Origin of the sequence: Enterococcus sp. DIV1298c, from assembly GCF_017316315.1 — a bacterium.
In the GTDB taxonomy this organism is placed as follows: domain Bacteria; phylum Bacillota; class Bacilli; order Lactobacillales; family Enterococcaceae; genus Enterococcus_B; species Enterococcus_B mangumiae.
Genome location: NZ_JAFLWG010000038.1, coordinates 55962 through 71142 on the forward strand (window position 1 = coordinate 55962; position 15181 = coordinate 71142).

Genomic DNA, 15181 nt, shown 5'->3' on the forward strand with positions numbered 1-15181 from the left:
GAAAGGAGAATGAACAGATGGATATGATCCAACTGATTGGCAAAGATTCACAAGTGGCTGAATGGTCCATGAATCTTGAACAACGAATGTCCAGACAGCTGATCACCGGTTTAGCTGGGTCGGCTAAAACACTGTTGTTTGCACATGCGTTTAAAAAATTGAACAAAAATTTGATTATCCTGATGCCTAATTTATATTATGTCAACCAATTGGCTGAGGATCTACAACATGTCTTGCCGGCAGAAAGCATTCACCAATTTCCAGTAGATGAAGTTTTGTCCGCAGAAATGGCCTTTTCTTCTCCAGAAGCTCGAGCGGAACGTGTGGCGACATTGAATCGCTTGCAACAAAACGAGCCAGGGATCTATCTTCTCCCAGTGGCAGCGTTACACAAGCGTCTTCCTGATAAAGAAACATGGAAAAATGCTCAATTACATTGGCAAATTGGCAAAGAGATCGCTGTAGAATCGTTACCACAACAACTCGTTTTGATGGGATATGAGCGAACAGAGATGGTCGCAAAACCTGGAGAATTTAGTATGCGCGGAAGTATCATCGATATTTATCCGTTGACCTTTGAATACCCAGTTCGTGTGGAACTGTTTGATGTCGAAATTGATTCCATGAGATACTTCGAAGCAGATACGCAACGATCGATTGAAAAGATCGAAGAAGTTTGGTTGCCGCCAACGAGCGAGCAAGTGTATTCGCAAGAAAATCTACTTGATGGCATCAAAAAAATCGAGAACCTCTTAGAAAAGAAACTAGCAACGACCTCAGAACCTACTGAACGACAATTTTTACACGATTATTTCGGACAGTTGCTCTCAGAATGGCAAAGAAATATCCCAACAGATGAAGCGAAGTTCTATGCGGATCTTTTGTATTCGGAACAGTTGTCGATTTTGGATTATTTTCCACAAGACAGCTTGCTGATCGTGGACGATTACCAACGGATCATGGAAACGAATCGCGAGATGGAAAGAGAAGCAGCGGAATGGCACACACAAAAACTCAGTGAGTTACGTGTGTTTTCTGAACAACAATTTGTGGCAGATGTGCATGGGATCATCCAAAAAGAAAAATTTGCGACTACTTTCTTCTCTCTATTCCAAAAAGGGATGGGCAATCTAAGGTTCCAAGCACTTTATCAGTTCCAATACCGTACGATGCAACAATTCTTTGGACAGATGCCGTTGCTGAAAACGGAAATGGATCGTTGGCGCAAACAAGAGCAAACGGTAGTTATTTTCATTCCGACCAAAGAGCGTATCCGAAAAGCAGAGCAAATGTTGCGCGATGAAGACATATTGGTCGTAGAAACAGAAGCGGATCAACTGATCAAAGGACAAGTCCAGTTAGTTGAAGGCGCATTGATGACAGGTTTTGAGCTACCACAAGAAAAAATCGTCACGATCACTGAGAAAGAAATCTTCCAAAAGACGACGAAAAAACAGACCCGCCGGCAAACGGTGACGAATGCAGAACGTCTAAAAAGCTATAATGAGCTAAAAGCTGGAGACTATGTCGTCCATGCAAATCATGGGATCGGGAAATATATCGGCATGGAAACACTAGAAGTCGATGGGGTCCACCAAGACTATATGACGATCATTTACCAAAACGATGATAAGCTCTTCATCCCTGTCACTCAGCTGAATTTGATCCAAAAATATGTGGCATCGGAATCCAAAACACCACGAATCAATAAACTGGGTGGTAGTGAATGGACGAAAACGAAACGAAAGATCTCCTCAAAAATCGAGGATATTGCGGATGATTTGATTCAGCTGTATGCGGTCAGAGAAGCAGAGAAAGGCTACGCATATGGCCCTGATGACTCTTACCAAAAAGAATTTGAGAATGCTTTTCCATATTCGGAAACAGACGATCAATTACGAAGCGCAGCAGAAATCAAACGAGATATGGAAAAAGAAAAACCAATGGACCGCTTGTTAGTGGGGGATGTTGGTTACGGGAAAACCGAAGTAGCGTTACGGGCGGCTTTTAAAGCAGTCAAAGAAAGCAAACAAGTAGCCTTTCTTGTACCAACAACGATCTTGGCACAGCAACATTACGAAACGATGTTGGAACGTTTTGAGGGATTCCCAGTGAATGTTGGTTTGCTGAGTCGTTTCCGAACAAAGAAACAACAAAAAGAAACAATCGAAGAATTACGCACAGGACAACTAGATATTGTTGTGGGTACTCATCGTGTATTGTCAAAAGATATTGAATTTAGTGATTTAGGTCTATTGATCGTTGATGAAGAACAACGTTTCGGTGTAAAACACAAAGAACGTTTGAAACAATTGCGTGCGCAAGTGGATGTGCTGACTTTGACAGCGACACCTATTCCACGAACGCTGCATATGTCGATGCTAGGCGTACGGGATCTATCAGTGATTGAAACGCCACCGGCGAATCGGTATCCGATCCAAACATATGTGATGGAAAAAAATCCAGGTGCGATCCGAGAAGCGATTCAGCGAGAGATGGGACGTGGAGGACAAGTTTTCTACTTATATAATCGTGTAGAAACGATTGAGCGTAAAGTAGAAGAAATTCAAGCATTAGTTCCAGAAGCGAGAATCGCTTATGCCCATGGACAGATGACGGAAGTCCAACTGGAAAACACACTATTCGACTTTATCGAAGGACAGTATGATGTCTTAGTGACGACGACGATCATCGAAACTGGAGTGGATATCCCGAATGCAAACACACTCTTCGTAGAAAATGCCGATTATATGGGACTATCTACGCTTTACCAATTACGAGGACGTGTCGGACGAAGCAATCGTGTCGCTTATGCTTATTTTATGTACGAACAGCAAAAAATCCTTAATGAAGTCAGTGAAAAGCGTCTTCAAGCAATCAAAGACTTTACGGAATTGGGTTCAGGATTTAAAATCGCGATGCGGGATTTATCGATCCGTGGCGCAGGAAACTTGTTAGGTGCGCAACAACATGGCTTTATCGACGCGGTTGGTTTCGATATGTATTCTCAAATGTTGAGCGAAGCAGTTGCTCGAAAACAAGGGAAAAACCAACAAACGGAAAAAACCTCTGTTGAGATCGATCTTGGTGTGGATGCCTATCTACCAGAAAGTTATGTTTCAGATCAACGACAAAAAATCGAAATCTATAAACGGATTCGCGAGCTGGATTCACAAGAGATGTTGGATGAGCTAGAAGAAGATCTACTCGATCGTTTTGGGGAATATCCGGAAGAAGTTGCGCATTTGTTGACGATCGGTCAGATCAAGATGGATGGGGATCGTGCCTTACTAGAGATGATCCGTAAGCAACAACAAACGATCGTGTTCAAGTTGAGTAAAGTCGGGACTAAACGCTATACGGTTGAACAATTATTCGAAGCGTTGACTGCCACAAAACTAAAAGCAGGACTTGGCGTGGAGAAAGAACAAATGATGATTCGTTTGACTTTACCACCGCAAACAACGACAGCTGTTTGGTTGCAGGAAATCCAACAGTTCGTCAAGGCGTTACGCGAACAGAAATATGCGACTGCATAGGAAGGGGCTGGACCTTTGGATCATAAAGAAATGCGTCAAGTGATGCATGGTGCTTTTGTGTTGACGCTTGCTTCCTTTATAGCAAAAGTCCTCAGCGCACTGTATCGGATTCCATTGCAAAACTTAGTGGGGGATGAAGGGTTTTATGTCTATCAACAAGTCTATCCCATTTATGGTATTGCGATGACATTAGCTTTGTCAGGCTTGCCTCAGTTCATCTCTAAATATGTAGCAGAAAAAAAAGACCCTTTCGAACAAAAACAAGCATTGAAAAATCTTTATCCTCTTGTCTTTTGGTCAGGCTTTTTACTCTGGCTCTTCGTCTTTTCGTTTAGCCATTGGATCGCCATCATGATGGGCGACCAACAATTGATGCCATTGATTCGGATCGTTTCGTTCACATTCCTGTTGATGCCAGGGCTGTCGTATTACCGTGGGAATTTCCAAGGTCGGTTTTTAATGGAACCAACGGCAGTCTCGCAAGTCGTTGAACAACTGGTTCGTGTAGCAATCATCGTTTTTAGTGCGATCGCCTTTAAACGATTCGGTTGGACAGTCTATCAAACAGGGACAGCAGCGATGAGTGGCGCAGTTTTTGGTGGTGTATGTGCGTATGGTATATTGTATTATTATGAGCAAAAAATCCATGGTGGTGCATTGAGCTTTGGGCATTTTCCAATTTTCAAAAAGCCAGCAAAACCACTTATTCGACGCTTCCTGATTGAAGGAGGATTAGTATCCATTTATAGTGGTTTATTGATCTTCTTCCAATTGATTGATTCTTTTTTTGTTAAGAATGCTTTACAAATCTATGGTTTATCCGAACAAGCATCTAAAATAGCTAAAGGAGTATACGATCGTGGGCAACCATTAGTTCAATTAGGACTAGTCATTGCTACAGCTTTAAGTGCCACGTTCTTACCTGCACTGACACGGTATCTAACGAGTACAGTCAAAAGTCAATTCTACTCGACTGCAAAAATTTACTTGCGTTTGACAACGGCGCTAGCATTAGCAGCTTCCGTTGGTTTAGCGGTACTACTACCTTATATCAATTACGCGTTGTTTAAAGATTATGCTGGAAATACAACACTAGTGCTGTTTGTTTTTTCGATTGGCTTGACTGCGATCATCCAATCGTATCAAAGCATTGCTCAAAGTAAAAACTCTTTCCGACCCTCACTAAAGGGGGCGGGCTGGGGCTTGCTGGCTAAGGCGTTAGCAACACCGCTTCTTACGAGTTACTTAGGAACAGTCGGTGCCAGCTTATCCACACTGCTTGGACTGGCAGTGACTTTATGGTATTTTGTCCATACAGAAACCTCAGCGATCAATAGTTTTTGGCGGGAGCGAAAATTTGGTAAAAAATTGCTCCAATGTCTAGGCTGTATGGTTCTAGCGTTGTTTTTGTATTATGGCTTCTTAAACTTATTATTTGGGCCAGTCAGCCATCGCTCGACCGCTCTTTTTGCCAGCCTAGGTGGCGTAGGGGTTGGCGTCGTCACATTTGTGTATGCGGTGATCTGGACAAAATTATTTACGATCCGCGAATGGTTATTACTACCATTTGGTAAGAAAATCTTACGTTTTAAAAAAAATAAAAAATAAAAAGTGAGGACATGAGATGCGACTAGATAAATTTTTAAAAATCTCGCGAATCATTAAGCGTCGATCTGTCGCTAAGGAAGTGGCAGATAAAGGAAGAATCAAAATCAATGGGAAATTAGCGAAATCTTCCAGTGATGTCAAGGTCGGTGACCAGTTAGACATCCAATTCGGCAACAAAACGATGGAAATCAAAGTAGCAGAGTTACATGAGTCAACCAAAAAAGAAGACGCACAAAAAATGTATGAAGTCTTATCAGAAACACGAGTACAAAACTCAAGCGAAATTGATTAGACAAGCATTCATGATGTTGGTATAATAAAGAATGACAAGCAAAAAAGATTGGAGCGAATACAGGTGGCAAACAAAAGCAATAAAATCGCTGCATTAGACACAGAGTATGCAAAGAAAAAATATGTCGAATTCCAACAGCAACAACGCCAATTGATTTTTCGTAGACGCAGGTTAGCAGCCATCTTTTTAGGTGCTTTGGTCATTTTCGCTGTAATAGGTTTCCAAATTTTCAATGATATGCAACGAATGAATCATTTGAACGAATTAAAAGTCGAGGCGGATACAGAGTTACGACAAATCAACAAAGATGTGGATCAACTCACAGAAGACGTCAAATTGCTTAAAGACGAAGATTACGTAGCGAAACTTGCTAGAAGCAAATATTTCTATTCAAAAGAGGGAGAGCAAGTTTACCCGATCCTTGAATCTACGACTGATAATTCAGCAGATAACGATGAACAAACAACGAGTTCAACAACTGCCCAATAAGCAGTAATATAAAAAAGGGAAATAATTAGGAGGAACATTTTTTTTATGTCAATCGAGGTAGGAGCAAAACTGCAAGGAAAAGTTTCAGGAATCACAAATTTTGGCGCATTTATTGATTTAGGAGCTGGTAAAACAGGATTAGTTCATATCAGTGAAGTATCAAACGGTTATATCAAAGATATTCATGATGTATTGAGCGTTGGTGATGAGGTAACAGTCAAAGTCATTACAGTCAATGATGATGGGAAAATCGGTTTATCTATCCGTAAAGCACAAGAACAACCAGTAGAAACTAATGATGAAAATCGTCAAAAGAGATATCCACAAAAAGAAACTCGAGATAATCGAGGACGCGCACCGCAGAAAAAATCTTTTTCTCGCAGCCAACCTTCCAATACAAAAGAAGACTTCGATTCATTGATGAGCTCATTTTTAAAAGATAGCGATGATCGATTGACTTCCTTAAAACGCAACACAGAAGGAAAACGCGGAGGCCGTGGCGGTCGCCGTAGCTAAGCAAGCGAAATTGAAGGGCAGGCAATTGTCACAGACTTTTGTCCGCCCTTTTTATTTTGTGAAAGGATGTGAGACCAATGGAAATCGAAGCAGCAAAAAAAGTACGTCAATTCAAGCAAGCATTTATGCAAAAAGGATTACGTAGCGAATATTGGTCTAAAGATGCACGAATTTTAGTTGCTGTTTCCGGTGGTGTCGATTCCATGGTACTTCTTGATTGCTTGTTGGCAGTCCAAAAGGAAGTGGGTTTTCATTTAGGGGTTGTTCATATCGATCATCAGTTGCGGACTGTCTCAAAGCAAGAAGCAGCATTTCTTGAAACCTTTTGTCGAGAAAAAAATCTTTCTTTTCACCTGAAAGTATGGGGACAACCAGCTGAACAAGGCATCGAAACAGCAGCTAGAGCCTTTCGATATCAAACATTTGAACAACTGATGCGTCAAGAAAGTTACGATACATTGATGACGGCACACCACGGAGATGATCAAATGGAGACGGTCTTGATGAAAATCATCCGCGGCGGGCAGCTTGGTACGTATGCAGGAATCAAGGAAAGTCAATCGTTTTCCGATGGACGACTCATCCGACCCTTACTTTCATTTAGTAAAGAACAATTGTATGCGTATGCGGAAGCGGAAGATCTACCTTTTTTCGAGGACCACACAAACCAAGAATTAAACGTGCAACGCAATCGTCTTCGTCATTTAGTCGTCCCGCAATTGAAAAAAGAAAATACACAGGCCATGGCTCATTTCCAGAAATTTTCGCAACAGATCCAATGGGCAGAACAGTTTATCCGTAAAAGTACGCAGCAGATAATTACGCAACACTTGACGCATGAAGAGGATGGCTTTTCTATGCCTTGGCAGGTGATCGAAGGTCTGGCATCATTTGAACGTTATTTCTTTTTTTACACATTTTTTGATTATGTGTTTCCAACGACGAAAGTAACGATCAAAGAAAAACAGATCGATACGTTATTGCGACAATGCGAACGATCCGCGGGACAATGGCAGTTCGATCTGGGAAAACGCTGGGTGATTGAACGATCTTATGAAGTATTTCGTCTTTATGAAAAAAAGGTTGCACAACCAAATGTCAGCGATCACACGCCGCTGAAAATCACCCCAAATCACCCCATTCAATTAGGGGAATCAGAATGGTTAGGGGTCTATACGCCAGATCAACTTCCAGACATAAGTTTGGATGAAACAGTTGAAGTGTTCACACATGATCTCTGGTTACCAGCAGATCAAGAACTCTGGATCGATCGCCGACAACCAGGAGATCGGATCCAATTGACGGAGACATTGAACAAGAAAGTATCAAGATATTTTATTGATAAAAAAATATCTGTTGCTCAGCGAGCAGATTCATGGGTTATTATAGATAAAGGGAGAAATCTATGGAGTCTAGTCCCTTTTGTCCATTCTTATTTGAGTATTGGTGTAGAAACTGATAAAATACACTACATACTTCTTTACAAATATCAAAAAGAAGCAATTGGAAGGAGAACCTGATGTTAGAAAAAGATATCGAGAGAGTATTGATCACGCAAGAGGAGATACAAGTTCGTTGTAAAGAACTAGGAAAAGAATTAACTGAAAATTATCAAGATAAAAATCCATTGGTTGTTGGTGTATTGAAAGGTGCTGTACCGTTTATGGCGGATATCATCCGTTCAATCGATGCCTACCTGGAATTGGATTTTATGGATGTTTCAAGTTACGGGAACGCAACTGTTTCATCAGGTGAAGTAAAAATCGTGAAAGACTTGGATACGAATGTGGAAGGCCGCGATCTATTGATCGTCGAAGATATCATCGATAGCGGAAGAACACTGGCTTATTTAGTCGATCTATTTAAATATCGTAAAGCAAACTCAGTCAAAATCGTGACGCTCCTTGATAAACCTGAAGGAAGAGTCGTAGATATTGAAGCGGATTATATTGGGTTCAACGTACCGAATGAGTTTGTTGTAGGTTACGGATTGGATTATGCAGAAGCTTATCGAAACCTTCCATATATCGGTGTACTAAAACCGAGCGTTTATCAATCAAATTAATCATCTATCTCCAATAAATTATGGTACAATAGTATGGTCAGGATTGATAAAAGTTTTATCAAGTAAAAATAACGCATAGGGAGGACAACTATGAACAAAAAAAACAATGGCATGATGAAAAATGCCTTGTATTATGTCCTCGTAATCTTAGCGATGGTAATGGTCGTCTACTTTATTTTTGGTAACAATGGCCAACGGTCGTCAGATATCGAGTACTCAAAATTCACTGAACAATTACAAGAAGGCAAAATCAAAAACTTTGAGGTGCAACCAGCAAATGGTGTGTACAAGATCTCAGGGGAATACAAAGAGCAGCAGACAGTTGCAAATAGTGGAGGGCTATCGATCCTAGGTACTACCGAAACATCGACTACTCACTTCACAACGATCATTTTGCCAAATGATACAACATTGAGCCAAGTCACAGAGTTGGCTAAAGACAACAATGTCGCAACTACGATCAAAGAAGAATCAAGCAGCGGCGTATGGGTATCACTCCTATTGAGCTTCTTACCGATCGTCATCATCGTCTTCTTCTTCTATATGATGATGGGACAACAAGGTGGCGGCGGAGGCGGCGGTGGCCGTGTCATGAACTTTGGAAAATCCAAAGCGAAAGAAGCTGACAAAAAAGCCAATCGAGTTCGCTTCTCTGATGTAGCAGGCGCTGAAGAAGAGAAACAAGAACTTGTCGAAGTCGTTGAATTCCTAAAAGATCCAAGACGCTTTATTGAATTAGGCGCGCGTATCCCAGCCGGAGTTCTTTTAGAAGGACCTCCAGGAACAGGTAAAACATTGTTAGCAAAAGCTGTTGCCGGTGAAGCTGGCGTACCATTCTACTCAATCTCAGGTTCAGACTTTGTTGAGATGTTTGTCGGGGTCGGTGCAAGCCGAGTTCGTGACTTATTCGAAACTGCGAAAAAGAATGCTCCAGCTATCATCTTTATTGATGAGATCGATGCTGTCGGACGTCAACGTGGCGCTGGTATGGGTGGCGGACACGATGAACGTGAACAAACATTGAACCAATTGCTGGTTGAAATGGATGGATTTGACGGAAACGAAGGCGTGATCGTGATCGCGGCGACAAACCGTTCCGACGTATTAGATCCAGCCTTGCTTCGTCCAGGACGTTTTGACCGTCAGATTTTAGTAGGTCGTCCAGACGTGAAAGGCCGTGAAGCGATTCTACGCGTTCACGCAAGAAACAAACCAATTGCTGACGATGTTGATTTGAAAGTCGTTGCACAACAAACACCAGGTTTTGCTGGTGCTGATTTAGAAAACGTCTTGAACGAAGCGGCATTAGTAGCTGCTCGTCGAAACAAGAAAAAAATCGATGCTTCTGATATCGATGAAGCAGAAGATCGCGTAATTGCAGGTCCTGCGAAGAAAGATCGTGTCATCAGCAAACGCGAACGCGAAATGGTTGCTTACCATGAAGCAGGTCATACGATCGTTGGGCTTGTCTTGAGTCGTGCCCGTGTCGTTCATAAAGTAACGATCATCCCACGTGGACGTGCCGGCGGATACATGATCGCCTTGCCAAAAGAAGATCAATTCTTAATGACCAAAGAAGACATGTTTGAACAAATCGTTGGGTTGCTAGGTGGACGTACGGCAGAAGAAATCATCTTCAACGTACAATCTACTGGAGCATCAAATGACTTTGAGCAAGCAACTGCATTAGCAAGAAGCATGGTCACAGAATACGGTATGAGTGATCGTTTAGGACCTGTTCAATACGAAGGAAATCACCAAGTATTCGTAGGTCGTGATTACGGTCAAACAAAAGCATACTCAGAACAAGTTGCTTTTGAGATCGACCAAGAAGTGCGCAAGATCTTGATGGAAGCACATCAAAAAGCGCATGAAATCATCGAAGCGCATCGCGCACAACACAAATTGATCGCAGAAAAACTGCTTGAATTTGAAACATTGGATGCTAAAGCAATTAAATCTCTCTTTGAAAAAGGTGTCATGCCTGAAGGAGCAGAATCAGCAGACTTCCCAAGTGAAAAAGAAGCACAAACGTTTGAAGAAGCGAAACGTGCCTTGGAAGAAAAAGATGCAGAAAAACAAGCAGAAGAAAAACATGATTTTGAAGAATCTGAAAAAGAATTGAATGACGAAAATCAATCAACTTCAACAGACGAACAAAATCATCCAGAAGATCGCTAGTACTAACGAAAGGAGCTATGACGAAAGTTATAGCTCCTTTTTTGTGTCTAAAACAAACGATTAAGAAATATTTTACAAATTCATAAGTTGAAAAATTTGGGAGTTACTAGTATGATTCACTATGAGTTTTAAAATCGGGAAATGAGGTACATACAAATGGAAGATTATTTAGTCAAGGCATTAGCCAGTGATGGTTTTGTTCGCGCATATGCCGTTCGTGCAACCAATACTGTCGCAGAGGCACAAAAACGTCATGATACTTGGCATACATCATCAGCAGCATTAGGTCGTGCATTAGTCGGCAGTCTGCTTCTAGGAGCTACCGTTAAAGGAGAAGATAAGTTGACCGTGCGTATCCAAGGAGACGGCCCAGCGAATGGGATCGTCGTTGATGCGAATGGTAAAGGTGATGTGAAAGGCTATATCAACAATCCGCACCTTAGTTTACCGCTAAACGCAGAAGGTAAAATCGATGTACGTGGGGCAGTAGGAACACAAGGGATGTTCAGTGTAACGAAAGATTTAGGATTGAAAGAACCTTTCTCAGGTCAAACACCGATTGTTTCTGGCGAACTAGCCGAAGATTTTACGTACTATCTAGCAATCTCAGAACAAATCCCATCAGCGGTAGGATTGAGTGTATTAGTTAATACAGATGATAGTATCAAAACAGCCGGCGGATTTATGATCCAGATCATGCCAGGGGCAGATGAAGAAACGATTGCGAAAATTGAAGAACAATTAAAAACAACACCGCGTATTTCTACACTTTTAGATGAAGGTTTGACACCTGAAGAAATCTTGCAAGGGTTGTTAGGAACAGACGAGCTGCAAGTACTAGAAAAAATGCCTGTCCAATTCAAATGTGATTGTTCCAAAGAAAAATTTGGTGAAGCAATCATCGCATTAGGTGCAACAGAAATCCAAGCAATGATCGATGAAGATCATGGCGCAGAAGCAGTTTGCTCATTTTGCAATAAGAAATATACCTATACAGAAGAAGAACTAGCATCATTGAAGGCAGAAGCCTTGGGAGGAATCTAAGTGGATCACACATGGAAAATCGGTAATGTTGAAATCCCAAATCGTGTCGTTGTTGCGCCTATGGCAGGAATCACGAACGCTGCTTTTCGTGTAACCGTCAAAGAGTTTGGGGCAGGTATGGTGGTTTGTGAGATGATCAGTGATCAAGGCATCCATTTCCGCAACAAAAAAACATTGGAAATGCTCCATATCGACGAGACAGAACATCCATTAAGCCTACAAATATTTGGTGGGAATAAAGACACATTGGTAGAAGCAGCACAGTTTGTTGAGAAGCATACTACAGCAGACATCATTGATATCAACATGGGATGTCCAGTCAATAAAATCATTAAAGCAGAAGCAGGTGCGAAGTGGTTATTGGACCCTGATAAAGTCTACGAAATGGTTCATGCAGTTGCTTCAGCCGTTGATATACCAGTCACTGTGAAAATGCGTATTGGCTGGGATGAGGAACATGTCTTCGCTGTTGAGAACGCACTAGCTGCTCAAGCTGCCGGTGCCGGTGCAGTAGCCATGCACGGTCGTACTCGCGTACAAATGTATGAGGGGAAAGCCAATTGGGAAGTATTGAAGGAAGTCAAAAAGCAATTAACGATCCCGTTTATGGGAAATGGCGATGTGAAAACGCCAGAGGATGCAAAACGCATGTTGGAATATGTGGGTGCCGATGGTGTAATGATCGGACGAGCTGCGTTAGGGAACCCGTGGATGATCCACCGCACACAACATTACCTGGAAACTGGAGAACTGATTCCTGAACCAACAGCACGCGAAAAAATCGCTACTGCAAAACTACATCTAGAACGCTTAGTTGATTTAAAAGGAGAAACCATCGCTTGTCGTGAATTTCGCACACATGCTTCTTACTATCTAAAAGGTGTCTCACGTGCAGCAAAAATCAAATTAGCGATCAACAAGACAGAAAAACAGCATGAAATCAATGGACTGCTGGATCAATTAGTTGAAAAAAGCGAAAAATTATCGCTTCAATCATAGGAAGCCATTCTAAGTTTTTTGTGAAATTCAAGCCGAAACGTCAAGTTCGGCTTGCTTTTTTTTCGTTTCATTGGCATTATAAGGAAGAGAATAAGATGAGAATGGAGGAACTTTTGTGACTGAGGAACAACAAAATCAATTAGAAGATTTAAACGATCAAATGATTGTTCGTCGTGAAAAAATGGAGCAATTGAGAGAGAATGGGATCGATCCATTTGGTAAGCGATTTGAACGTACGCATAACTCACAAGAATTGCACGAACTATTTGATCCACGTACAAAAGAAGAATTAACGGAAATGGCATTGACAGCTAGCGTTGCTGGTCGTATGATGACACGCCGTGGAAAAGGAAAAGCTGGCTTTGCTCATCTCCAAGACAGAGAAGGCCAAATCCAAATCTACGTCCGTAAAGACCGAGTGGGTGACGAAGCTTATGAAGTATTCAAGCACGCCGACTTAGGAGATTTCTTCGGTGTAACTGGTGAAATCATGAAAACTGATACAGGTGAGGTATCGATCAAAGCCTCTGAAATCGTCATCTTATCAAAAGCACTTCGTCCATTACCAGATAAATATCATGGCTTGACGAACATTGAACAACGATACAGACAACGTTACCTAGACTTAGTAAGTAACAGAGAAAGCTTTGACCGCTTCATGAAACGCAGTCAAATCATCAGCGAGATCCGTCGTTATCTAGACGGTAATGGCTATATCGAAGTCGAAACACCAGTCTTACACAATGAAGCTGGTGGCGCAGCAGCACGTCCGTTCATCACGCATCATAATGCGTTAGACATGGATCTATATCTGCGTATCGCATTAGAACTTCATTTGAAACGTCTGATCGTGGGTGGCATGGAGAAAGTTTATGAAATCGGCCGCGTCTTCCGTAATGAAGGAATCGACACGACACACAACCCTGAATTTACGATGCTTGAAGCATATACTGCCTACACTGATTTCCAAGATGTGATGAACTTGACAGAAGGAATCATTCGTAATGCAGCTGAAAAAGTACTAGGAACAGCTAAAATCACTTACGCAGGTCAAGCAGTTGACTTAGAGAGTGATTTCAAACGTGTGCATATGGTCGATGCGATCAAAGAACACACTGGTGTCGATTTCTGGAAAGAAATGACATTAGAAGAAGCACTAGCAATTGCAAAAGAACATCAAGTTGAAGTGACGGAAGCAATGGGTGTCGGTCACGTCATTAATGAATTCTTTGAAGCATTTGTGGAAGAGACATTAGTGCAACCTACGTTTGTCTATGGACATCCAGTAGAAGTTTCTCCGTTAGCGAAGAAAAATCCAGAAGACCCACGCTTTACAGATCGTTTCGAATTATTCATCACAGGAAAAGAATTTGCGAATGCCTTTACTGAGTTGAATGATCCAATCGACCAAAGAGAACGTTTTGAAGCACAAGAAAAAGAACGTGAGCTTGGAAATGATGAAGCACATGGATTAGATGAAGACTTCTTAGAAGCGTTAGAATACGGTATGCCACCAACCGGCGGACTAGGTATCGGAATCGACCGTCTAGTAATGCTGTTGACGGATGCGCAATCGATCCGTGACGTATTGCTATTCCCAACTATGCGTTAATCTGTAATTAGCTAGGGAAGATCAAATGAAAGAAAACAAACCGGCGCTATTTAGAAATGATTTTATTTCTGGATAGCACCGGTTTATTTTTTTAAGGCTAAAGAAAGTAGATTTTTCGATGCGGAAGTTGCCGTAAATAGAATGAAAAATATTGTTTCGTATTGAACGTATGATGACTTTGAAATAAAGAAAACGTCATCATTGAAAAATGGAATCTATTTGCAATAATCAAACAGAATTACAATGCCGAATGATTGAAGAGGATTGAGGTTTGTATCATCTATTAAACGCTGTAAAAGCGAACGATATTTAGTGTATGCAAACTCAATAATCGTATAACGAAAAAACTTGGAAAAACACAAAAAAATTCGTTGACCAATAAGATTTTAGTTGGTATATTATTATTTGTTCAAAAGTTAAGTTGATTAACTTCTGAATGATCATAAAAAAAGTTCTTGACGTGTGGTTCAACACATGATAAGATAACCGAGTCGCTTGTGAACGGCAATAGCTAAACGTTGATTTCATAAAGAAAAAAACAAAAAAAGTTGTTGACAAATAACAAACGATGAGTTATGATAAGTGAGTTGCTGAAACGACCTCGTGAAAAACGAGTTCAAAAAACTTTTAAAAAATAGTTGACAATCAATTGAGAGTTTGCTAAGATATAAAAGTTGCTACGGCAATCACAAACGATAAACGAAGCAGTCGTGTTTCATTTATCACGTAGACCTTTGAAAACTGAACAAAGTAAGACAAACCAAATGTGTAGGGCGTCTTGATTCAATTCAAGACAACAAACATTTTTAACAAGCAAGCAATATGCTAGCAAACAA

The 15181-nt window shown here is 41.2% G+C and carries 11 protein-coding genes; all 11 read left to right on the forward strand.

The window, feature by feature from the left end; translation table 11 throughout:
- Positions 1–17: 17 nt before the first annotated feature.
- The 11 genes from mfd to lysS all read left to right on the forward strand — a co-directional run bounded on the left by mfd (position 18) and on the right by lysS (position 14345).
- On the forward strand, positions 18–3539 hold the full coding sequence (gene mfd, locus JZO83_RS09280) for a transcription-repair coupling factor (protein ID WP_207115573.1): 3522 nt from the start codon (positions 18–20) through the stop codon (positions 3537–3539).
- A gap of 15 nt (positions 3540–3554) precedes the next feature.
- Complete coding sequence (locus tag JZO83_RS09285) at positions 3555–5147, forward strand: polysaccharide biosynthesis protein (protein WP_207115574.1); 1593 nt, start codon at positions 3555–3557, stop codon at positions 5145–5147.
- 16 nt (positions 5148–5163) lie between these two features.
- Positions 5164–5439 carry an RNA-binding S4 domain-containing protein gene (locus JZO83_RS09290; RefSeq protein ID WP_206853244.1) on the forward strand — a complete coding sequence of 92 codons (276 nt, stop codon included), beginning with the start codon at positions 5164–5166 and terminating at the stop codon, positions 5437–5439.
- A 63-nt stretch (positions 5440–5502) separates the two neighbouring features.
- Positions 5503–5928, forward strand: coding sequence for a septum formation initiator family protein (locus JZO83_RS09295; RefSeq protein WP_206853249.1), 426 nt, complete (start codon positions 5503–5505; stop codon positions 5926–5928).
- Between the two features lie 45 nt (positions 5929–5973).
- Positions 5974–6444, forward strand: a complete 471-nt coding sequence (locus JZO83_RS09300) for a S1 domain-containing RNA-binding protein (protein ID WP_010734120.1) — start codon at positions 5974–5976, stop codon at positions 6442–6444.
- Positions 6445–6521: 77 nt separating this feature from the next.
- Positions 6522–7964 carry a tRNA lysidine(34) synthetase TilS gene (tilS, locus tag JZO83_RS09305; protein WP_207115575.1) on the forward strand — a complete coding sequence of 481 codons (1443 nt, stop codon included), beginning with the start codon at positions 6522–6524 and terminating at the stop codon, positions 7962–7964.
- On the forward strand, positions 7964–8509 hold the full coding sequence (hpt, locus tag JZO83_RS09310) for a hypoxanthine phosphoribosyltransferase (protein WP_010734122.1): 546 nt from the start codon (positions 7964–7966) through the stop codon (positions 8507–8509). The genes tilS and hpt overlap by 1 nt, the downstream gene beginning before the upstream one ends.
- A gap of 90 nt (positions 8510–8599) precedes the next feature.
- Complete coding sequence (ftsH, locus tag JZO83_RS09315) at positions 8600–10690, forward strand: ATP-dependent zinc metalloprotease FtsH (protein WP_207115576.1); 2091 nt, start codon at positions 8600–8602, stop codon at positions 10688–10690.
- 156 nt (positions 10691–10846) lie between these two features.
- Positions 10847–11734, forward strand: coding sequence for an Hsp33 family molecular chaperone HslO (gene hslO / locus JZO83_RS09320; protein WP_206853269.1), 888 nt, complete (start codon positions 10847–10849; stop codon positions 11732–11734).
- Positions 11735–12733 (forward strand): tRNA dihydrouridine synthase DusB, encoded by a 999-nt coding sequence (gene dusB / locus JZO83_RS09325; RefSeq protein WP_206853272.1) that lies wholly within the window; start codon positions 11735–11737, stop codon positions 12731–12733.
- Between the two features lie 115 nt (positions 12734–12848).
- Positions 12849–14345, forward strand: coding sequence for a lysine--tRNA ligase (gene lysS / locus JZO83_RS09330; protein ID WP_206853274.1), 1497 nt, complete (start codon positions 12849–12851; stop codon positions 14343–14345).
- Positions 14346–15181: the final 836 nt, after the last annotated feature.